The organism is Chryseobacterium defluvii, assembly GCF_003634775.1.
Classification (GTDB): Bacteria; Bacteroidota; Bacteroidia; order Flavobacteriales; family Weeksellaceae; genus Chryseobacterium; species Chryseobacterium defluvii.
In genome coordinates this window covers 345,439-367,442 of sequence record NZ_RBXB01000001.1, presented here as the reverse complement: position 1 = coordinate 367,442, position 22,004 = coordinate 345,439, and the positions used below count along the sequence as shown (strand labels likewise).

Below are 22,004 nucleotides of genomic sequence, written 5' to 3'. Positions count from 1 at the left end.
ACATATCTGAAAAATGGGCTTTATTCTTCGGCTGATTTTTCTGATTGAGAACCGATAAACGGAATTTTCGGAGCCAGGAAATACCCGGTTAAGCTCGCAAAAAGTATAGGAACAAAATATGTAAACCCGGTCAGTGTTCCCAAAATAATGGTTGTACTCATCGGTGTTCTGGTTACACAGGCATTAATTCCGGCCATACAACTTACAATTGCCAATGTTGTATCCACAGACGGAAAAAGTGCATGAATAATTAATCCTAAAGTTGTTCCCACAAAGAAAAGGGGGATGATAAATCCGCCTCTCCATCCTGAAGTCACCGTTACAGCAATCGCCAGTATTTTAAAAACAAGAATAGTGATTAAAAAATTCAAAGCAAAATTCCCTTTGATCAATTCATTAATTTCATGATGACCAAAATATCTTGTAATAGGAAAATAATAGGCAATGATTCCTAAAATAATTCCTCCCGTCAATGTTTTGATATAAATGGGGAAATTTCTGTATTCGAAAAGTTTCTTGAAGAATTTAACGACATAAATAAATACCCAGCCTACGAAAGTTGCCAATAAAGCAAATCCTGATGCATACGCAAAGTCATATACTCCGGAATACTGATACGCCTTCAAATCCCAGGTCGCTCCAATTCCCAAATGGATGATCAAAGCAAAAACCGTATAACTGAAACAGCTTGCCACCAATGCAGGAATAATGGCCTTGTAATATTCTACCGCATGTTTATGATGCAGAATTTCCAATGAAAAAAGGCTACCTCCAAGCGGTGCTCCAAATAAAGCCGTAAAACCGGACGCCATTCCCGCAATACTTAAAGAACGCAGCTCCTCTCCTTTCAATCTGAAAATTTTCCCCAGCCATGTTCCTGTAGAACCTGTTACCTGAACTAACGGAGCTTCCGGTCCTAAGCTTCCACCTGAAGCCACACAAAACAGGGAAGACAGAATCATGGAAGGATTATTCTTCGGATCGAGTTTTCCTTTATTGAACCTGATATTATTAACGATCAAATGGATTTCTCCCGGATCACCTATAAAATAAATAACCAAACCTGCCAGTAAACCGCAGATCGCCATCGTAGGAATAACCATCCAACCTTGAAACTGAGCTAAAAATTCTGTAAAATGTTCAAGGACTATCCAGTATAACCCGGCGATAATGCCACCTACCAAACCTGTAAAGGCCCACATGAAAAAAGTACGGCTGAATACAAACGGATTGAATCTAATAGGCTGGTCCAAAAGATTGAATGTTCTGATCAACCGTCTTCTTCTATTTATTTTCATAAGAAATCTTACAGTTTATTTTTGGCAAAATAAAGAATAAGCATTCCCCAACTTACAATCATCAATAAACCTCCAAGCGGAGTGACGGGTCCTAAAAATTTCAGGTTGGTTCCCCAGTAATCCTGGAAACTAAGAAAATAAATACTTACAGAAAACAGGATGGTTCCCAAAATCATTAACCATGATATCCATTTTTCAGATCCTGTTTCAAATTTCAGGATGTAGCCTACAATCAGGAGAAAAAATGCGGCATACATTTGGTATCTTACCCCAGTTTCAAAACTTTCAAGCCGTTCTGGCGAAAGGATTTTTTTGAACGCATGAGCTCCGAAGGCTCCTAGAATCACTGATACAAGTCCGTAAACGGCTCCAAAAATCAAAGTAATTGTTTTCATGAAGAAGTTCTATTTATAATTAAGAATTTTAAATACTAATGATAAAGTTCCAATGATAATAAAAACCCATGCGAACTTTTTACTTTGTGCAAATCCGGGGTTTTTCGTTACCTTTAGAAAAATCCCGAACAGCAGCATAAAAACAGATAAAGCAATTCCAAACATCTTAAAGAGCTCTTAATCTGTTTAATTCATTGATCACTTCATGATGACTCACTGTTTTATCTTTAAAGTAATTCACAAAATGTTGTTTCTCCTCTTCTGTTGCTCCCATCTGATTCAGAATATTGAACAAATGCATTTTCATGTGGCCTTTCTGAATTCCTGTTGTTACCAAAGAACGAATAGCCCCAAAGTTTTGTGCTAAACCGGAAACAGCAAGAATACTCATCAATTCCTGCGCAGAAGGTTTACCAAGCAAAGCCAGGGAGAATTTTACCAGAGGATGAAGATTCGTTAAACCTCCCACCACTCCCACGGAAATAGGAAGATCGATCCAGAATCTAAAAATATCGTTATCTGTTGTACAATGTGTTAAAGACCTGTATTGCCCGTCTTTTGCCGCATAGGCATGCGCACAGGCTTCCGTAGCTCTGAAATCATTTCCTGTAGCAATTACCACCGCATCTACTCCATTCATGATTCCTTTATTATGGGTTGTAGCACGGAAAGGCTCAATTTCTGCGATATTCACAGCCTGCTTGAATTTCCAGGCAAATTCTTCCGGAGAAATTCCGCTATCATCTTTTAAATCTTCAATTTTACAGGAAACCTCAGCTCTCACAATACAATCCGGGGTAAAGTTGGAAAGGATATTCATCACGATCTGTAAAGAATCTTTCTCTTCCAGGGTAAAGTCTTCATCTATGGCAACTTCTTCCCTCAATGTTTTTCCAAACTGTTCAAGACAGGAGTTGATGAAGTTGGCTCCCATAGAATCTACCGTATCAAAGCTTGCTTTTAACTGATAATAATGAGGCATTTCAGCAGTCTTATCAATCAGCCTTATATTAAGGATTCCGCCACCACGCTTTCTCATATTGGCTGTTATAGCATCAGTAGCTTCAAATAATTTTTTCTTCAGCTTAAAATTGAAAAAGTGCTGTAGTTTGTGAGATTCTACATTAAATATAAAGTGTGTGTGTCCTAATTTTTTAGTATTGATAATGGTAGTTTTAAAACCTCCTTTATCGATCCAGAACTTAGCGGCTTTAGAAGCTGCTGCTACCACCGAACTTTCTTCTACCGCCATAGGAAGTGCAAACAGTTTCCCGTCAATTAAAAAGTTGGGAGCAATTCCGTAAGGCATATAAAAATTGGAAATCGTATTTTCAGAAAACTCTTCATGAAGTTTCTGAAGATCAGCATTATCGTTCCAGTATTGCTTTAATATATGTTGGTATTCCTGGTTTCCTTCTAAATATTCGTTCACGAGCCAGTCGATTTTCCCCTGTTTGGTAAGCTTGGAAAAACCTTCAATCGGTTGATGATTCATATAGTATGTTTATTTTTTACAGGTTATACATAATCACAAGTTCGCGATTTCATAGTATAACTTTTAATGAAGTGTAAATATAATGATTTTGAGGCTTTATTTTGTTGATAACTTTCTTTTAAAAAAAGTGATATTTCTCAATTTTGGATTTAATTTTGAATGAAAAATAACATCTAAACAATAGCATTTCAATTAAAAAATGAACTTCGACCGCCTGAAAGAAAAACTCGAGATCCTTGCTGATGCAGCGAAATATGACGTTTCCTGTTCCTCAAGCGGAGGCACCCGAAAGAATAAAAAAGGTGCTTTAGGAGACAGTTCCGTAAGTGGGATTTGTCATACCTATACTGAAGACGGGCGATGTGTTTCTTTGCTTAAAATACTTTTAACCAATCATTGTATTTATGATTGTGCCTATTGCGTTTCCAGAAGCTCCAATGATATCAAAAGAGCTGCTTTTACGATTGAAGAAGTAGTAGACCTTACCATTAATTTTTACCGTAGAAATTATATTGAAGGGTTGTTTTTAAGTTCCGGTATCTTCAAAAATGCAGATACTACGATGGAACGTTTGGTAAGAGTAGCCAAAAAATTACGTCTCGAAGAAAACTTTAACGGGTATATTCATTTAAAATCTATTCCCGGGGCAAGCGATGAGCTGATGCAGGAAGCGGCACTATATGCAGACCGATTATCCATAAATCTTGAAATCCCTACAGAAAGCGGCTTAAAATTATTGGCTCCTGAAAAAAACCGTGAAGATATGCTTCAGCCGATGCGTTATATTCAAAAAGGAATTTCTCAATATAACGATGAGAAGAAAATTTTTAGAAAGACTCCTAAATTTGCTCCTGCAGGGCAATCGACACAAATGATTGTTGGGGCTACCAATGAAAATGACCTACAGATTATCAAAGTGGCGGATCATTTTTATAAGAATTTCAATTTGAAAAGAGTGTATTATTCCGGTTATGTTCCTGTTCTGGAAGATAAAAGATTGCCTTCACTCACAACAGAAGTTCCGATGCTTCGGGAAAACCGGTTGTATCAATCCGACTGGCTGATGAGATTTTACGGGTTTAAAGCTGAAGAAATTTTAGATCCCCATATTCCTTTTTTAGATCTGGAAGTGGACCCTAAATTGAGTTGGGCTTTAAGACATTTAGATCAGTTCCCTGTTAATCTTCAAAACGCAGACTACCAAATGATTTTAAGAATTCCGGGAATCGGAGTGAAAACTGCACAAAAAATTGTATCTGCAAGAAGATTCCAGGTGTTAAATATGGATCATCTCAAAAAGCTGGGTGCTGCGGTAAACAGGGCCAGATATTTTATTGATTTCAGTGCAGGAAACGCTTATCTGAAATATTTAACGGATAAAAACCTCAGGAAATTATTGATTGGCGGAAGTTCTTCTAAGTTTCACAACCAGTTTTCCCAGCAGTTGAGCTTGTTTTAGTTTTTAACAAGCAATACCTAATAATACAGTATAAAAAATGGTCACCCTTCTTTATGACGGAAGTTTCGACGGTCTTTTAACCGCGGTATTTGAGGTTTTTGAGTATCGCTATAAAGATGCTGAAATAATCCGTAAAGAAAAATTTCAGCAGGAAAATATGTTTGCGGAAATCCATGAAGTAATCACCCAAAATGAAAAATCGGAAAGAGTTTTAAATAAACTGGAGCAAAATATCGGAAAATCAGGTATCCATCAATTGCTGAAAGTTTTCCTTTCGGAAGACAGCGAACTGGAAAAGCTGATTTTGTCTGCCATACGTCAGTCTGTTCAGCATCCTGATGAAAATATTCTGCAAAACTATGCGGATCATGATATTTTGAAAATTTCCAAAATCTGCAAATCCGTTGACAGGGAAAGGCACAGAATGACCGCATTTGTAAGGTTTGAAAAGATGCAGGACGGAGTTTTCTTTGCCAAAATAGATCCTGATTTCAATGTGATCCCTTTAATCCGCAAACATTTTAAAGACCGCTATCAGGATCAGAAATGGATGATCTATGACTTGAGACGGAATTATGGAATTTTGTATGATCTTGAAAACTGCGGTTTTTTTTATCCCGAAGAAAGGTTAAACCTGCATCATTATCAGGAAAAGCATCATGATGAGGAACAAAACTACCAGAAACTCTGGCAAAGGTACTTTGTGAAAACGAATATTGTGGAGAGGAAGAATTTAAAACTGCATATACAGCATGTTCCGAAAAGGTATTGGAAGTATTTAACAGAAAAGAGTTAATTTTTTATTATTTTTAGTTCTCGCAGATTGAGCAGATGATATAGATTTTTTAACCACAGATGACACCAATTACATAGATACTTGTGGTCAAATAAAGCAAAAACATACATGAGAAAAATATTATTTCTATTGGCCTTGGTAACAATTTTAAGTTGTAATCGTGATAAAAATTCATCAGACAGTAAGGTTTTCAATATTGGCAGTAAAAACTCAGATTCTAAAAGTCTGGTTGAAATCAATAAAGAAGGCAATACCATAAAAGAACGATTTTCAACTCCTACAGGTTATGATTGGGTTGAAGAACGACCGGATTCTTTTGGTTATTTTATTGAAAACTTCCAACTGAAATCTTACGGGACACCAATTCTGAAGTATGATGGGACTCCGATTTCTACGCAACATCTTCATGAAGCTGTTTTTGATATGGATACAGGAAATAAGGACCTACAGCAATGTGCAGATGCTATTATCCGTTTAAGAGCGGAGTATCTCTATAAAGCCAAAAAATTCGATGATATTAAATTTCATTTTACAAGCGGCGATCTGGTGACTTGGAATGATTATAAAAATGGAATCAGAGCATTTGTCAATGGGAATTCCGTAACTTTTAGAAAAGCTGCTGATGTTGATAATTCTTATCAGAATTTCAGGAATTATTTAGACCTGATATTCAATTATTCAGGAACTATTTCATTGAATCAGGAAACCAGGCCCGTTACAAAAAATTCCGATTTAAAAACAGGAGATATTTTAATTACCCCGGGAAGTCCCGGACATGTTGTTTTTATTGCCGGAACTTGTCAAAATAAACAGGGTAAAAAATTGTTCTTACTCGGTGAAGGTTTTACGCCTGCTCAATCTATCCACCTGCTTACCAATCCTTTTGACAAAAATATTTCGCCCTGGTATGACCTGGATACGACCAATCCTGAAACGAAAACAGCAAGATATTATTTCAAACCAACCAATTTCAGGGGCTTTTAACGGCTACCCAAAACTATTATCAAGTTACTGCCATTATCTGAACTTGTTTTTGTAAATTTGTGTTCGAAATTTTTTACTAGATGAAAGAAAGTGCTGTAAAAAAAATTGCAGTTCTTACTTCGGGAGGAGATTCTCCGGGTATGAATGCGGCATTAAGGGCGGTAGTAAGAACCGCAAACTACTATCATATTGAATGTTACGGAGTGCGAGAAGGTTACAATGGTCTTATCCATGATGATTTCCTGAAAATGGGGCCTCGTTCCGTAAAAAATATAATCAACCAGGGCGGAACGATTCTGAAATCCGCCAGATCCATGGAGTTCAAAACCAAAGAAGGACGTCAAAAAGCCTATGACAACTGTGTAAAACATGGTATCGATGCTTTAGTTTGTATTGGTGGAGACGGAACCTTTACGGGAGCAAAAATCTTTAATGAAGAATTCGGAATCAGAGTAATTGGTGTTCCGGGAACTATCGACAATGATATTTTCGGTACGGATAATACGATTGGTTACGATACGGCTTTAAATACAGCCATGGAAGCTATTGATAAAATCCGTGATACGGCGACCTCTCATAACAGGGTTTTCTTTGTGGAGGTAATGGGACGTGACGCAGGATTCATAGCACTGAATAGCGGATTGGCAACTGGTGCTCTGGATATTTTGATTCCTGAGAAAAAAGACAGCATGGCTGACTTATTTGCGAATTTCAGAAAAGCAGAAAAAACAGGAAAAGCATCCAGCATTGTAGTAGTAGCGGAGGGTGAAAAATTAGGAAACATTTATGACCTTGCCAAAGAAACCAAAGAAGAGTTCCCTGATTATGACATCCGTGTCACTATTCTCGGCCATATTCAAAGAGGCGGTTCTCCAAGCTGTGCAGACAGAGTATTGGCGAGCAGACTTGGATATGGAGCTGTAGTAGGATTAATGGAAGGAAAAACAAACGTAATGGCAGGAATGCGTTCCAACGATCTGGTATATACCCCGATTGAAGAGGCCATTAAAAAACATAACGAAATCAATAAAGATCTTTTACTGATTTCAGAAATATTAGCAATCTAACTTATTTTTATAATTAAAATCAACTATTATGTCAACAATCAAAGTAGGTATTAACGGGTTTGGTAGAATCGGACGTCTTGTTTTCAGAGCAATGACTGAAAGAGATAACATTGAAGTAGTAGGAATCAATGACCTTATCAATGCAGAATACATGGCTTATATGCTAAAGTATGATTCTGTACACGGTATTTTCCCGGGTGAAGTTTCTGTAGAAGGTAACGACCTTGTGGTAAACGGAAAAAGAATCAGAGTAACTGCTGAAAGAGATCCGAACAACCTAAAGTGGAATGAAGTAGGTGCTGATTATGTAGTAGAATCTACCGGTCTGTTCTTAGATAAAGAAAGTGCTTCTGCTCATTTAAATGCAGGTGCAAAAAAAGTAATCCTTTCTGCTCCTTCTAAAGATGATACGCCAATGTTCGTTATGGGGGTAAACCACAAAGAACTTACAGATGATATCAAAATCTTATCAAACGCTTCTTGTACTACGAACTGTTTAGCTCCTTTAGCTAAAGTAATCCACGATAACTTCGGAATCGTTGAAGGTTTGATGACTACTGTTCACGCTACAACAGCTACTCAGAAAACTGTTGACGGACCTTCAGTAAAAGACTGGAGAGGTGGTAGAGCTGCTTTGAACAACATTATCCCTTCTTCTACAGGTGCTGCTAAAGCGGTAGGAAAAGTAATTCCTTCATTAAACGGAAAATTAACAGGGATGTCTTTCAGAGTACCTACTGTAGACGTTTCTGTAGTTGACCTTACGGTAAGATTAGAAAAAGCGACTTCTTATGATGAAATCTGCGCTGCGATCAAAGCTGCTTCTGAAGGTGAATTAAAAGGTATTTTAGGATATACTGAAGATGCCGTAGTTTCTCAGGACTTCGTAGGAGATAAGAGAACTTCTATCTTCGACAAAGATGCGGGAATCATGCTTTCTCCTAATTTCGTAAAACTTGTTTCTTGGTATGACAACGAAATGGGATATTCTAACAAGTTAGTTGATATGCTTGTACACGCTGCTTCTTTGTAATAAGAGATAAGCAATAAGTAATATAAAACCTTCCGATTGGAAGGTTTTTTTTTGTTAATTAACTGCTAAAACTATACTCAATGCTCAACGAACTTGTTGAAAGATATTCTCAATATTCTGACACAGAATTAATGGAAGTCTATTTAAATAAAAACAGATATACTGATGATGCAAAAAGGTTTAGATATTGCTATAGAAAAGAAAGGAGAAATAAAGTCTTTAACTGAGCAGTATGAAGAGGCATTTGTTGAAATTTTGGACGGTAATGGTATTTCATATCAATAAAAAAACCTCTCAAAACTTGAGAAGGTTTTATTTTAAAAACAAGTAATTAAAGAAATTCAAAACTAAATACATTTTTAATTCACTCCCTTATCTCCAGTATTACCTCCTTGATTATTAAACGCCACATTAATTCCTAAACCAAACCAGCCCTTATTATTATATTTCCAATCATAATTGCTCTGATCAGTTTTACTGATTCTATCAAGTCCAAATGTAATACCTACATTAATAGAATTTGTAATATGAAATAAAACGCCTGTATTTATGGTAAAAGCACTCACATTTGTATTTGCTGTTGTAACATTACTATTGGACTCATCAAGTTTGATACTTGCCAATCCAAATCCAAAAATAGGTTCAATTGCAAAACTATTTTCTATTTCCCTATCCCATCTTATTTTCCCTCCAATGTTAGCTCCTAAATTCACATTCGCATCAAATGCAAATCCACCAAGACGTAGTTTGAACGGAATGGTATAAACACCTACTCGCCAGTCGACTCTATCATATAAAGGTTTTGTAGCGATTTTAAATTTATCTTTTGGTAAAGAATATACCGCTTTCTTTTTATCCTTAGCTTTGGAAGATTGTTTGGGAATCCCTGCGAAAATTTTTTTAATAGTTGAAGAGCTTATATCTTTTTCTTTTAATAATTTCTGAAGCTCTTCAAAGTAAGTATTTTGTGAGTTGGCAGTTTCAATAGTTTTGTAATTATTATTTATTCTATTCTCTAACAAATCTTCAGAAAATTTACCAAATACAAAATAAACTGTATCATTATCTATCCTTCTAACCTGAATTCTAAACTTTGATCCTTGAATATCTTCTTGAATATTAGAAATAGTAATATTTTCCTTCAAGTTAGTTTCACTTTTAAGCCGCTTTACATTCTCTTTTGATGGGTAATTAAAATAATAGTTACCTCCTTCTTTAATCTCTTTTTCCTGCCCGAACACTATTCCCACCCATCCGAGCAGAAACAGCAATACGATTTTTGTTTTCATGGTTTTTTAGTTTTATGGTTAAAGTTTTTTTAATTGAAAAATATATAAGAAACAATAACGATAAGACTAAAAAATATCTTAAAGTCAAGTTCTCATGGTTGTTAGTTACACAAATGTTGGGATTTTAATCATTCGAAAAAATCACACTTTTGTGGTATTTTTAGGAAAACTTTAAATTTTCCTGCACGATACATGAAAACATGGATACTAATGAGTAAAAAATGCTTTTTGATCACTACTATTGAGAACTAAATGCAATTCAATTTTTTTGAGCTATCTGATAAAAATCAAACCTCCCAAAAAATTTGAGAGGTTTACAGTTTATATTTTCAAACAGCTAATAAAGAAAATTATAAACTAATTTATTTGGACAATTGTATTTTTTAGGTATTTTATAGAATTAGATGTAATTTTCACAGAAATGTTAACTCTAAAAAGGATATTTTAAGAGTTGAGTTCTCACGGTTATTAGTTTTATACAAATTTTGCAATTTTATGAATGTAAAAAAATCACCCTTTTGTAGTATTTTTAAGAAAACTTTAACTATTTTTAGTACAAACTAAAAACTCCATGAAAAATGAAGACAACGACCATCCTTTACGTGAAATCTGGAATTCTTATCCGGGTGTAGGGAAAGAACAAAAAGAAATACTAAAGAAACCACCCATTGAAAGAGTGATAGGTGACATGTTCTCAATGGGAGAATTTTATTATTATGTTCTTAATCTCACCAATAGTACCCTTTCTCATCATCATGAAGGTATTTTAAAAATTCATGGTTTAAAAAACTATCCTGAAAACCTGAAAGAAATCATCGATCTTGTACATCCTGATGATATGGCCTTTGTGATAAAAGCAGAGCAAACCGCCATTGAAAAAATGCTGGAAATCGGATTAGAACATCAGCTTTACCTAAAATCCAGCTATTGTTTCAGAATGAAAACAGCCAAGGGAAACTATGAGCTTTTCCATCATCAGGCGATCCATACTTTAGAAGATGAAAATAAAAAACTCATACAGGCAATCAATATCCACACCAATATCCATTATATCACTCATCAAAATCCTTACACCGTCTTAATTTCAGGAATAAGCCCAAGGAAAGATTTTCACCAGATCAAAATTTCAAACTCTGTTTCTCCTGTGGAATATCCTTTAACTGCTCTCACGAAAAGGGAAAAAGAGATTTTATCTTTTATTGCCCAAGGATATTCAGGAAATGAAATCTCGAAAATATTGATTCTTTCTGAGCATACTATACGGACACACCGAAAGAATATCCTGAGAAAAACAAATTCCAGAAACAGCAAGGAACTCCTAAAAAAAGCATTTGAATGGGGATTGATTTAAACAACTGATAAATTTCATTGAAGGGTTTCGGACTAAAACCTGTAATTTTATCTTCAATGGAAAAAAGATTTTTACAGCCACGATTTAAAGATTCATCACATTTTAAAAATTTTTGGGAAAGCGGAAACGGGAAACAGCTTATTGAATTTTCCGGTGCCGAAGTGAGTTTGAAAGATTTTGGAAAATTTGCTTCCTATTATTATCATGTCGATGATATCGGAGATGAGGTGGTAAAAGATGTTTATCTGACTAAAAAATTCCATGAAGCCTCAAGGGAGATTGAGCATTATATCCGAAACGGAGTTTCAGACAATGATAATGTTCCTGAAAGTGTAAAAAAACTATTCTCTCAGACCCAGGCAATTCCGGAATGGCTTGATCGAAACCTGCTAAAAAGTGGTGCCGAATTATGTATGAGAAGCGGCCTGGATGCATTGATTTCTTTAAGGGATTATTGTCTGATCGGCGGTTATGATTATGCCTATCTCAACAAACCTCTTATTGTAACGGAAGCTTTAAAAAAAGGAGCCGTAAAACGTCTTTCCGAAACCTTGGATTTTTGGGTGAATGCTACACGATATAATGCATTGGAAATACATGCAAAAGGTTATGAATTTGCTATAAAAACCAGGCTCATTCACTCATACGCAAGGCTTTCCATTAAAAAGTATTATAAAGATTGGGATACCGAAAGCTGGGGAGAGCCCATCAATTCCTGGGATATGATGGCCACTTACATTGGCTTTAGTTTAGTATTTCTTCACAGTCTGCAAAAACTGGGCAACACATTTTCTGTTGAAGAAGAACAGGGCATTTTTCATTTATGGAAATACATCGGATACTTATTGGGCATTCCTGAAGACCTTTTACCGAATGATAAAAAACAAGCAACCGAATATTTTTATTTGTGGACTTCTGTTCAGCCTCCTTCTGATGAAGATTCCGTTTTATTGGCCCATTCTTTACTAAATGAATCGCTGGAAAACCCTATTTTGAAATTTAAGTTTCAGAGAAGGAATTTACGGTACCTTCACATTTGCTGTACATGGTTTTTACTGGATGATGAGGTTTGTAAAAGATTACAGATTCCTGATGTTTCCAATAAAAGAGGCTTTCCGAATACAAAAAGGTTTTTCAATAAAGTGTATACGGCCATGGTAAGTCGTAAAGCACAGATTAAATCAGGTAATAAAAAACATTTGAAAGTTTTAAAGGATTATTTGGAGATAACAAAAGGATCAAATTTCCATTAGATTTTTTGTCATATTGACGAAGAGAAAATCACTATTTTATCAACCATGTTTTTTCACTCTCCATCAGCTTCGTTCTGAATGACATCCGATATAAAATTTTATTAATTTTTAACTATAAAAACGATTTTCAAAGGCAAATAATATTAGTTTTTGATATTTAAATTATGTATTTTTGAGAAATTATTTTAATACCGATGAGTAATATTGAAGATAAGAAAAAAGCACTTGCATTGGTGCTTGACAAGCTAGATAAAACGTACGGAAAGGGGACTGTAATGACGTTGGGAGATAATTCCGTAGACAACACGATTGAAGTAATTCCTTCCGGATCCTTAGGATTAGATATTGCATTAGGAGTTGGTGGATATCCAAGAGGAAGAATCATTGAAATTTATGGACCTGAATCTTCAGGGAAAACTACTTTAACCCTTCACGCTATTGCTGAAGCTCAAAAAGCTGGCGGAATTGCTGCATTCATTGACGCTGAACATGCATTCGACAGAGCATATGCTGCTAAACTTGGAATTGATTTGGAAAATCTTATCATTTCGCAACCGGATAATGGTGAACAGGCTTTGGAAATCGCCGATAACCTGATCCGTTCAGGAGCTATTGATATTGTTGTGATTGATTCTGTAGCAGCGCTTACTCCAAAAGCGGAAATTGAAGGCGAAATGGGTGATTCCAAAATGGGCCTTCATGCAAGATTGATGTCTCAGGCATTAAGAAAATTAACGGCTACGATTTCCAGAACAAAGTGTACAGTGATTTTCATTAACCAGTTAAGAGAAAAAATCGGAGTAATGTTCGGAAATCCTGAAACAACAACCGGTGGTAATGCATTGAAATTCTATGCTTCAGTAAGGGTAGATATCAGAAAAGCAAGCGCACCGATCAAACAGGGAGATGAAGCTATCGGAAGCCGTGTGAAAGTGAAAATCGTGAAGAACAAGGTAGCTCCACCTTTTAAGCAAGCGGAATTTGACATCATGTATGGTGAGGGAGTTTCTAAAACAGGAGAAATCCTTGATCAGGCTGTAGAATTAGGAATTGTGAAAAAGAGCGGTTCATGGTTCAGCTATGAAGATACTAAACTAGGACAAGGGCGTGATGCCGTAAAAGATGTCCTGAAAGATAATCCGGAACTTGCAGAGGAACTGGAAAACAAAATCAAAGAAGAATTGAAAAATAAATAAAATTTTTAATTCAAATAAATAGTAAAGACAGCCTTTAGCTGTCTTTTTGTTTTTAGCCTATACATTTCAAGGACAGCACAGATAGTTGTGATTAAAATTCTTTGAATTTGGCCCCGCCAAGGAGAGGAGTTTCAGAATGCTATTAACAACCTAATTCCTAAATACAAAAAATGTCAAAATGTCACTTTCCTTCGTTCGGTATTTTTTTTGAGAAAGAATTGAAATAAAATTAAAAATTAAATTATTATGACTAAAGGAAATATTAATGTATCCGTGGAAAACATTTTCCCGCTTATTAAAAAGTTTCTTTACAGTGATCACGAAATATTCTTAAGAGAACTGATCTCCAATGCTACTGATGCTACTTTGAAATTAAAACACCTGACAAGCATCGGTGAAGCTCATGTTGAATACGGAAATCCAAAGATTGAAGTTAAAATTAACAAAGAACAAAAAACACTTCACATTATCGATCAGGGAATCGGGATGACGGGTGAAGAAGTGGAGAAATATATCAATCAGGTAGCTTTTTCCGGTGCGGAAGAGTTTTTGGAGAAATATAAGGACACTGCGAAAGATGCCGGAATTATCGGTCATTTTGGGCTTGGATTTTATTCCGCATTCATGGTTGCGGACAAAGTTGAAATTATCACAAAATCTTATAAGGAAGAACCTGCCGTTCGTTGGGTTTGTGACGGAAGCCCGGAATTCACCCTTGAAGAAACAACAGATAAAACCGAAAGGGGAACAGAGATCATCCTTCACATTGCTGAAGATTCAACAGAGTTTTTGGAAGAAGGAAAAATCCGTGAATTGTTGTTGAAATATAATAAATTCATGCCTGTTCCTATTAAATTCGGGACAAGAACTCATACCTTACCTTTACCGGAAGATGCTCCTGAAGATACAGTGGCTGAAACGGAAGAAGTAGATAACATCATCAACAATCCTACTCCTGCATGGACGATTGCTCCGAATGAATTAACGAATGAGGATTATATGAAGTTCTATCATGAGCTGTATCCGATGCAGTTTGAAGAACCTTTATTCAACATTCACTTAAACGTTGACTATCCTTTCAACCTGACAGGAATTTTATTTTTCCCTAAACTGAGCAATAATTTAAATATTGAGAAAGATAAAATTCAGCTATACCAAAACCAGGTCTTCGTGACAGACGAAGTGAAAGGAATTGTTCCGGATTTCTTAATGCTTTTACGCGGAGTGATAGATTCTCCGGATATTCCATTGAACGTTTCCCGTTCTTATCTTCAGGCAGACGGTGCCGTGAAGAAAATTTCTTCTTACATCACCAAAAAGGTGGCTGATAAAATGTCTTCTCTGATTACTGAAAACCGTGAAGATTATGAGAAAAAATGGAACGACATTAAAGTAGTCATCGAATACGGATTAGTGACTGAAGAGAAATTTGCAGAAAAATCTGACAAGTTCACTTTATATCCAACCGTAGACGGCAAATATTTCTTATGGAATGAATTAGTTGAGAAAATAAAGCCTAGCCAGACTGATAAAGACGGTAATTTAATTGTTTTGTATGCTTCGAATGTGGATGAACAGCACAGCTACATTCAATCTGCTCAGGATAAAGGATATGAAGTGCTTCTTCTTGATTCCCCTATTATTCCGCACGTGATTCAGAAGCTGGAAACTTCCAAAGAGAAGGTTTCTTTTGTGAGAGTGGATGCAGATCATATCAATAATCTGATTAAAAAGGACGAACCTGTCATTTCAAAATTAAATGATACGGAAAAGGAATCTTTAAAAAAGAATGTGGAAGAAGCTATTAAAGACGTGAAGTTTACAGTTCAGTTAGAAGACCTGGACAGCAACGATGCTCCGTTTACCATTACTCAGCCTGAGTTTATGCGAAGAATGAAAGATATGCAGGCAACAGGCGGCGGCGGAATGTTCGGAATGGGAAATTTCCCTGAAATGTATAATCTTGTAGTAAATTCCAACAGTGAATTTGCCAACCAGATTTTGAAAACCGAAAATGCTGAAGAAAAGGAAAACCTGATCAAATATGCTTTAGATCTGGCCAAACTTTCTCAAAATTTATTGAAAGGAAAAGAACTGACAGATTTTATTCAGAGAAGTTATCAACAGGTAAGTAAATAATAAGAGTTTCGGCGAAGCCTTTGGCTTCGCCGAAACTCTTATAGCTAAATTTATACCTGCAAGGCCTCAAGAATTAAAAAACTGAAAGGCGAGCAATTTCGCTGCCCGCCTCCTCATTTATTATAAGATTCACTTTATACTTTTTCCTTTTTCCTCCATGTAAAAAAAACAATTAAGAAAAAGACGACAAAAAGGATGATCTCTACAAAAAAATATTTATCGTCATTGTCAAACATCCGAAAGATATACAATAGGAAGAAAAACAGGTATACTTCTAAGTCAATTATTTTCTTTTCCTTCCATGCCAGAATAGCACAAAACGCGAATATAATCAAACAGATAATTTGAAAAATAAAATACATATTCTTATTCCCGGCAAATAGTGGGGTAAGAGCAAGCATACCTAATATTAATAATAAAGCATATTTAAACTTCATAAGATAAAATCAAATTATTATGGTTGTCCTCCTTCATGAACGCAGTCATGATAATCTTCATCTGCATCTGCATTACACATGATCATATTTACAGTAGCTATGCCACTTCCAATAACAGCAGTTGTTCCTCCTGTGAATATGCCCCCTATAGCAGCTAGTCCCACTTCCATTGCAAATTTTTTCATACACCTCTTGGATGCTTTTACAAAATTGGCATGGCAATTTGTTCTTGCAAAAGTTTCCGAATCATTATAGCTTAATTGGGAGTCGATTTCAGCAGACAAAAGCCTTAGCCTATCTTCTTCACTATAATTAGCATAAAAATCCCGATTACTGTTTATAAAAATTTCAGTATTAGAATTTAACTCCTCATACAAAGATACAAGCTCCTCAGCACGAACAACATTTGCATTCTTATAAAGCAATTCCAATTCTTCAATGGTTTGAATATTTTGCAGACCTGCTTGAATAGCAGAATAATCAACATTCGTTTCATTGTCTAATAAATTTTTAATCTCAGTCTGTGTGGCGATCTGATTAGAAACATACCCAGAAAGGGACTGAGAATCAGAAGTCACCCTGCTCACACTTGATTGATTTGTGGTTTCTGTTTTTGTAATGGTGCTATGATCTTGTCCGGATAATTCATCGTTGTTATTACAAGACTGGAAAGCCAGGAGCATACATGCTCCTGCTACGAATAGTTTTTTTCTCATTGTTGTTTTTTTTATTGTTAACAATTCAAATCTAAAAAACTAAAATCCCCTAAAGATAGAATTTCATTGTATATTTTTTGTATTTTTCTTGTACAATCTTTGTACATATTGTACTTTTATCTTGGTTTAAAAAAGCACCTCATGCAAAAAGAAAAATTACGCTCACTGAGAAAGAAAAAAGGATATACTCAACAGCAGATTGCTGATGTGATTGCTACAGATGTATCCAATTATAGCAGAAAAGAAAGTGGAGACGTAAAAATTGTAAAAGATGAGTGGGATAAAATTGCTCGTTTTTTAGATGTTTCCGTAGAAGAAATTTATGAAGACGACGATGCTAAAGTAATAATTAATAATGAGCATCCTGTGTTCAACGACAATTCCGCTTCATCAATTATGACTCAATTCAATAATTTTTCTACTTCTGTCATTCAGAATCTTCAGGATTATATTGCTCTTTTAAAGGAGGAAAACGAAAAACTAAAAGAAGAACTGAAAGAGTATAAAAAATAACTACAGTTCCTTTAAAGGATCCCAAAACAATTTTTTAAAATTTTTAATTCTGAAATTTTCAATAATATGCCCTTCTGCTTCCAGCTTAGACTGAAATTCCGGCACAGATAAAGTGCCTGAACTTGAAATCACACGATGAGCCGGAACATTTTTTGGGCATCCTCCCATTGCTTTACCTACATGACGTGAATGATTAGGAAAGCCCACTGCTTTTGCAATAGCCCCATAAGTAGAAACACGCCCTTTAGGGATAAGTCTTGTTACTTCATACACCTGTTGTTTGAAAATCTCGTCCATACCTCTTTATTTTAATGAGAAAACTTGTGTTTTGCATTATTTTTGGACTCAAAAAGAAGCACCAAAATATAAAGTTATGAAAAAATCTTTTTTCCGGTTGCTCAATAGAATCAATAAGGCCATTTTGCCAAAACTAAGCAACAAAGATCCCAATAAACTTACTAAACTCCAAAAAGGAATTTTAGCATATCGTTACTTTGTCTTAATCAATTCCCTCGATTAATATTTTTTCCCTATGAATGTAGACAAGTATTTCTAACAGATATCTAACCTATTCTGAAAAACTGTGTCATCTGCTCAATCTGCGAGAAATTAAATAAAAAACGCTTCAATGTTTGAAGCGTTTATGTATAATTAAAAAATTATTATTCTTAAGAATTCTCTAAAATATAAGAGAACATCAATGGTGCACAGATAGTAGCATCACTTTCAACGATATATTTCGGTGTTGTGATATCCAATTTACCCCAGGTAATTTTTTCATTCGGAACAGCTCCCGAATAGGAACCATAAGAGGTAGTTGAGTCTGAAATCTGACAGAAATAAGACCAGAAAGGAATATCATGCATTTCCATATCCTGATACAACATTGGTACCACACAAATAGGAAAATCTCCTGCAATTCCTCCACCGATCTGGAAGAATCCTACTCCTTTCCCTTCACAGTTTTTAGTATACCAATCGGCAAGGTAAGTCATATATTCAATTCCTGATTTCATGGTAGAAGCCTTTAATTCTCCTTTAATGCAATAAGAGGCGAAAATATTACCCATCGTGGAATCTTCCCATCCCGGAACTACAATTGGCAGGTTTTTCTCCGCTGCCGCAATCATCCATGAATTTTCTCTTGGGATTTCATAATATTGTTCCAACACCCCGGAAAGGATCATTTTATACATATACTCATGCGGGAAATATCGTTCTCCTTTTGCCTCTGCATCTTTCCAGATATCCACGATATGTTTTTGTAATCTTCTGAACGCTTCCTCTTCAGGAATACAGGTATCCGTTACTCTGTTCAAACCTCTTTCCAACAAATCCCACTCTTCCTGAGGAGTAAGGTCTCTGTAATGAGGAACTCTTTCATAATGGGAATGCGCAACAAGATTCATTAAATCTTCCTCAAGATTCGCTCCCGTACAAGAGATGAAATCTACTTTCCCTTGACGGATCATTTCCGCAAGAATTTTACCCAGCTCCGCAGTAGACATTGCTCCGGCCAAAGTAATCATCATTTTCCCGCCATCCTTAAGATGTGCCACATAACCTTTAGAAGCATCTACCAATGCTGCTGCATTAAAGTGCAGATAGTATTTTTCTATGAATTCAGTAATCGGTTTGTTCATTATTTTGATTTTTGCAAAGATAAAACTTAAAAACGGAATGTAGCTGCTGCACTTAAAGAAACTCTGCTTAAGCCTTCTTTTTGATCGTCTCCAAATTCGTAGGTAACTCCATTGAACTTCATTTTATTTAATGTACCACCCGTTAAACCAAATTTAGGTCCTATCATGATGTTATTGGTGATGGCATACTGATAGGCAAAATTAAGCTCAGCACCCAGGTTAGAACCTGTCCCTTTCACATTTCCCGTTTTCGTTGTATAGGAAATAACACCTAGCGCCATATCCATAAAAACTTTATGTTTTGTAGCTTCCTTAAAATTGGAGTACATAACAGAAGGTCCGAAAAAAGTAATGTTATCTTTTGTACTCACCATCCCGCTCACAACATTCCCATTATTATCGATAATACTAATTCTTCCGCTGCTGGAAGCACTATAGTTTGAAAATTTTAACCCCAATGCAATATCACCTTTCAAATGATAGTAAGCCGAAATATCGAAGTTAACACCGTTTTTAAGCCCTTTAACATACTCTTTTTCTTCAGCTGTTAAAAGCTTAGAGGTCCCGGCTGTTCTCCAAGCATATCCTACAGATGGAAGAATTGAAAATTTTTGCTGGGCAAAAGAGATAGCGGAGACAGAAAAAGCTCCCAATAGCATTAGTTTTTTAATCATTATTTAAATTTTCGGCAAAAATAATGTTTTTATTCCAGTATAAAGATTAGAATTTGAAACGGCGGTTCTCTTTTTTATCCGATAATTTCTTTTTGGTATCCAGCCTTTTTTGTTTTTGGGCTTTTGACGGTTTTGTAGCCACTCTTTTCTTTGGAACGATGAGTGCTTTATTAACGATTTCAAGGATTTTCTCTATCGCTTTGTTTCTGTTCATTAATTGTGTCCTACTCTCTGATACCGTCAAAAATAAAAAACCATCCGCGTTGATTCTGTTTTTTAATTTAGCTTGAATCAGATTCTTTTCATCATCATTAAAAAATTCAGATTGAGTAACATTCCAGAGTACAGTAACAGAAGTCTCTACTTTATTCACATTCTGCCCTCCTGCCCCACTGCTGCGGGAAGTTTTAAAGCTGAGCTCTTTTGAAAAATCTTTCATGATTATTGAATTCTAGATTTATTTTGTAATGAGAGCAAGCAGTTCTCTTCTATTCACCTTACCGTTGGGTGTCCTTGGAATTTTATCTATGAAAATAATTTCTTTAGGTCTGTGAAAACTTTTCTCAAATTGAATTTCCAAAACTTTTTTGATAAGATCTTCTGATTCTTCTCCTTCTATAATCAATATCAATTTTTGTCCCAAACTTTCATCTTCAATTCCGGAAATTACTGCTTCATTCGGAATTTCTCTTTTTATCAGAGCTTCCAGTTGTTCAGGAAAAATCTTTGCACCTCCTGAATTGATTACATTATCAACTCTTCCTAAAAACCTGAACTGTTTTTCGTTTTTGATTTCAACTAAATCATTAGTCTGAATGATCTCAGCATTGAGCTCCGGAGCAAAGATCTTCAGACAGCCTCTCTCATCGGTTGAAATAGAGATATTTTCGAAAACAGTGAAATAATCTTCCGGTTGAGGCGTAATTTGCCTTAAAGCAATATGGGAAAGTGTTTCGGACATTCCATAGGTTTCATAAATATGAGTCATAAAACCTGAAATTCTTTTTTTAAGGCTTTCTGATACAGCGGCTCCTCCAATAATAAGATTTCTGATCCGATGTATCCTATCCAATGAATTTTCTACCTGAAGGGGTGTCATCGCACAAAAATCTATTTCGGACTGTAAATTTTCAAGAGGCTTTAATGATGGATCAGCTATGATCAGTTTCAATTTTCTTTCCATAGAACGCACAATCATCATTTTGCCCGAGATATATTCTACCGGCAGACATAATAATGCCGTATTCCCTTCTTTCAATCCCAGAAAATTGCAGGTCATTATAGCAGAATGGATCATCCTATTTTTTTCGATTTCAAAAACTTTTGGAGTGCCGGTAGATCCTGAAGTCTGGATTTGTACCATTTCAGTATTCGAAAACCATTCCTCTAAAAATTTTTTGATTTTTTTTTCAAAATCTGTCTCAAAGTCTAAATTATTAATTTTGAGATTATTGAAGTCTATAAGCATAATGACCGTCCTTAAAAAGTGGAGTAAATTTAAAAAAAATTGTAAAAAGTTCTTGTACAAAAAGAAAAAAGCTGTAAATTTGCACCACTGAAACAGAAAAAAAAGACCCATGGTGTAGCGGTAACACTACTGATTTTGGTTCAGTCATCTGGGGTTCGAATCCCTGTGGGTCTACAAATCGCCTTTATTTAAGGGCGATTTTTTAATATTATACGCAGTTTTATACGCACAAACTTATTTTTTCAACTAATATTTAAAAAAAATGAAATCTAAAATTAGATTTTTTTTTGAAGTAAATGAAGAAAGTTATTATATACTGTATAATATAAATATGGCTTATGTATTGTATAGAATTGACAATATAAACCCATTGATGTTTTCTCAGGTCGCTTCATGGGGAGCCTTCGATAATAAATTAGGAATGAAAATAATCAAAGAAATAGAGGAATTTGCATTGAAGGAATTTGAGAAATTACAAAATGGATTCTAAAAAATCCCGGAACTCGTCCGGGATAGATAAAAACATCTCATTTTTTTAATTCCCCCGAGTTCAGGGGAAAAGGTTAAGACTTATTTTCAGCTTTTGAAAATTCTAAATAATATTCTTGGCCGGGCTCAAAATAATCAGAAGCTTCGGTTTCATTATCAATTTTAATTGAAAGCTGTCCATATGGTGTATACTTAGAAAATTGTTTATTTTCTTCACTTGTACCATATACGGCATGTAACTTTACTTCTTTACCTTGTTCAAATTTTGTGACTGACTCACACTTAAATTTCGCTTTTACTGTCATTGTA

22 protein-coding genes and 1 tRNA gene are annotated in these 22,004 nt (G+C 35.4%); 12 read left to right on the top strand and 11 right to left on the bottom strand.

Annotation, left to right across the window (positions count from 1 at the left end):
• Nucleotides 1-20: 20 nt before the first annotated feature.
• The 3 genes from BCF58_RS01740 to BCF58_RS01730 all read right to left on the bottom strand — a co-directional run bounded on the left by BCF58_RS01740 (nucleotide 21) and on the right by BCF58_RS01730 (nucleotide 3,188).
• Nucleotides 21-1,298, bottom strand: coding sequence for a chloride channel protein (locus BCF58_RS01740; RefSeq protein ID WP_121460078.1), 1,278 nt, complete (start codon nucleotides 1,296-1,298; stop codon nucleotides 21-23).
• An 8-nt stretch (nucleotides 1,299-1,306) separates the two neighbouring features.
• The gene (locus BCF58_RS01735) at nucleotides 1,307-1,693 is read right to left on the bottom strand and encodes a DUF423 domain-containing protein (protein WP_121460077.1); all 387 of its coding nucleotides are present in this window, start codon (nucleotides 1,691-1,693) and stop codon (nucleotides 1,307-1,309) included.
• Between the two features lie 166 nt (nucleotides 1,694-1,859).
• Nucleotides 1,860-3,188 carry a hydroxymethylglutaryl-CoA reductase, degradative gene (locus BCF58_RS01730; protein ID WP_121460076.1) on the bottom strand — a complete coding sequence of 443 codons (1,329 nt, stop codon included), beginning with the start codon at nucleotides 3,186-3,188 and terminating at the stop codon, nucleotides 1,860-1,862.
• A gap of 199 nt (nucleotides 3,189-3,387) precedes the next feature.
• Between BCF58_RS01730 and BCF58_RS01725 the strand changes: the two genes are divergently transcribed.
• The 5 genes from BCF58_RS01725 (at nucleotide 3,388) to gap (ending at nucleotide 8,527) form a co-directional block, all read left to right on the top strand.
• Nucleotides 3,388-4,647 carry a putative DNA modification/repair radical SAM protein gene (locus tag BCF58_RS01725; protein WP_121460075.1) on the top strand — a complete coding sequence of 420 codons (1,260 nt, stop codon included), beginning with the start codon at nucleotides 3,388-3,390 and terminating at the stop codon, nucleotides 4,645-4,647.
• Between the two features lie 37 nt (nucleotides 4,648-4,684).
• On the top strand, nucleotides 4,685-5,443 hold the full coding sequence (locus BCF58_RS01720; RefSeq protein ID WP_121460074.1) for a TIGR03915 family putative DNA repair protein: 759 nt from the start codon (nucleotides 4,685-4,687) through the stop codon (nucleotides 5,441-5,443).
• Nucleotides 5,444-5,551: 108 nt separating this feature from the next.
• Nucleotides 5,552-6,427, top strand: coding sequence for a DUF4846 domain-containing protein (locus BCF58_RS01715; RefSeq protein WP_121460073.1), 876 nt, complete (start codon nucleotides 5,552-5,554; stop codon nucleotides 6,425-6,427).
• 80 nt (nucleotides 6,428-6,507) lie between these two features.
• Nucleotides 6,508-7,494: a 6-phosphofructokinase gene (gene pfkA / locus BCF58_RS01710; protein WP_121460072.1), complete on the top strand. Its 987-nt coding sequence runs from the start codon at nucleotides 6,508-6,510 to the stop codon at nucleotides 7,492-7,494.
• A 28-nt stretch (nucleotides 7,495-7,522) separates the two neighbouring features.
• On the top strand, nucleotides 7,523-8,527 hold the full coding sequence (gene gap, locus BCF58_RS01705; RefSeq protein WP_121460071.1) for a type I glyceraldehyde-3-phosphate dehydrogenase: 1,005 nt from the start codon (nucleotides 7,523-7,525) through the stop codon (nucleotides 8,525-8,527).
• 359 nt (nucleotides 8,528-8,886) lie between these two features.
• On the opposite strand, the gene BCF58_RS01700 is transcribed toward gap, so the two are convergent.
• Entirely contained in the window at nucleotides 8,887-9,816 is a 930-nt protein-coding gene (locus BCF58_RS01700) for a hypothetical protein (protein ID WP_121460070.1), read from the bottom strand.
• A 571-nt stretch (nucleotides 9,817-10,387) separates the two neighbouring features.
• Here BCF58_RS01700 and BCF58_RS01695 point away from each other — a divergent pair.
• The 4 genes from BCF58_RS01695 (at nucleotide 10,388) to htpG (ending at nucleotide 15,755) form a co-directional block, all read left to right on the top strand.
• Entirely contained in the window at nucleotides 10,388-11,167 is a 780-nt protein-coding gene (locus tag BCF58_RS01695; RefSeq protein ID WP_121460069.1) for a response regulator transcription factor, read from the top strand.
• A 56-nt stretch (nucleotides 11,168-11,223) separates the two neighbouring features.
• Nucleotides 11,224-12,420, top strand: a complete 1,197-nt coding sequence (locus BCF58_RS01690) for an oxygenase MpaB family protein (protein WP_121461010.1) — start codon at nucleotides 11,224-11,226, stop codon at nucleotides 12,418-12,420.
• Nucleotides 12,421-12,614: 194 nt separating this feature from the next.
• Nucleotides 12,615-13,616 (top strand): recombinase RecA, encoded by a 1,002-nt coding sequence (recA, locus tag BCF58_RS01685; RefSeq protein WP_121460068.1) that lies wholly within the window; start codon nucleotides 12,615-12,617, stop codon nucleotides 13,614-13,616.
• 246 nt (nucleotides 13,617-13,862) lie between these two features.
• The gene (gene htpG, locus BCF58_RS01680) at nucleotides 13,863-15,755 is read left to right on the top strand and encodes a molecular chaperone HtpG (RefSeq protein ID WP_121460067.1); all 1,893 of its coding nucleotides are present in this window, start codon (nucleotides 13,863-13,865) and stop codon (nucleotides 15,753-15,755) included.
• A 454-nt stretch (nucleotides 15,756-16,209) separates the two neighbouring features.
• On the opposite strand, the gene BCF58_RS01670 is transcribed toward htpG, so the two are convergent.
• Nucleotides 16,210-16,908: a hypothetical protein gene (locus tag BCF58_RS01670; protein WP_121460065.1), complete on the bottom strand. Its 699-nt coding sequence runs from the start codon at nucleotides 16,906-16,908 to the stop codon at nucleotides 16,210-16,212.
• A 141-nt stretch (nucleotides 16,909-17,049) separates the two neighbouring features.
• On the opposite strand from BCF58_RS01670, the gene BCF58_RS01665 reads away from it, so the two are divergent.
• Nucleotides 17,050-17,421, top strand: coding sequence for a helix-turn-helix transcriptional regulator (locus BCF58_RS01665; protein WP_121460064.1), 372 nt, complete (start codon nucleotides 17,050-17,052; stop codon nucleotides 17,419-17,421).
• Here BCF58_RS01665 and BCF58_RS01660 read toward each other — a convergent pair whose 3' ends face one another.
• The 5 genes from BCF58_RS01660 to BCF58_RS01635 all read right to left on the bottom strand — a co-directional run bounded on the left by BCF58_RS01660 (nucleotide 17,422) and on the right by BCF58_RS01635 (nucleotide 21,206).
• Nucleotides 17,422-17,718, bottom strand: coding sequence for an MGMT family protein (locus tag BCF58_RS01660; RefSeq protein WP_121460063.1), 297 nt, complete (start codon nucleotides 17,716-17,718; stop codon nucleotides 17,422-17,424). It abuts the gene before it with no gap.
• 371 nt (nucleotides 17,719-18,089) lie between these two features.
• Entirely contained in the window at nucleotides 18,090-19,064 is a 975-nt protein-coding gene (locus BCF58_RS01650; protein WP_121460061.1) for a deoxyhypusine synthase family protein, read from the bottom strand.
• A gap of 26 nt (nucleotides 19,065-19,090) precedes the next feature.
• Nucleotides 19,091-19,738: an autotransporter domain-containing protein gene (locus BCF58_RS01645; protein WP_121460060.1), complete on the bottom strand. Its 648-nt coding sequence runs from the start codon at nucleotides 19,736-19,738 to the stop codon at nucleotides 19,091-19,093.
• Between the two features lie 46 nt (nucleotides 19,739-19,784).
• Complete coding sequence (arfB, locus tag BCF58_RS01640) at nucleotides 19,785-20,177, bottom strand: alternative ribosome rescue aminoacyl-tRNA hydrolase ArfB (RefSeq protein WP_121460059.1); 393 nt, start codon at nucleotides 20,175-20,177, stop codon at nucleotides 19,785-19,787.
• Nucleotides 20,178-20,195: 18 nt separating this feature from the next.
• Nucleotides 20,196-21,206, bottom strand: a complete 1,011-nt coding sequence (locus tag BCF58_RS01635) for an AMP-binding protein (protein ID WP_121460058.1) — start codon at nucleotides 21,204-21,206, stop codon at nucleotides 20,196-20,198.
• Nucleotides 21,207-21,309: 103 nt separating this feature from the next.
• Between BCF58_RS01635 and BCF58_RS01630 the strand changes: the two genes are divergently transcribed.
• Both BCF58_RS01630 and BCF58_RS01625 read left to right on the top strand, forming a co-directional pair.
• A tRNA-Gln gene (locus BCF58_RS01630) sits at nucleotides 21,310-21,380 on the top strand.
• A gap of 88 nt (nucleotides 21,381-21,468) precedes the next feature.
• On the top strand, nucleotides 21,469-21,696 hold the full coding sequence (locus BCF58_RS01625; protein WP_121460057.1) for a hypothetical protein: 228 nt from the start codon (nucleotides 21,469-21,471) through the stop codon (nucleotides 21,694-21,696).
• Nucleotides 21,697-21,769: 73 nt separating this feature from the next.
• Here BCF58_RS01625 and BCF58_RS01620 read toward each other — a convergent pair whose 3' ends face one another.
• Nucleotides 21,770-22,000, bottom strand: a complete 231-nt coding sequence (locus BCF58_RS01620) for a hypothetical protein (protein WP_121460056.1) — start codon at nucleotides 21,998-22,000, stop codon at nucleotides 21,770-21,772.
• Nucleotides 22,001-22,004 lie beyond the last annotated feature (4 nt).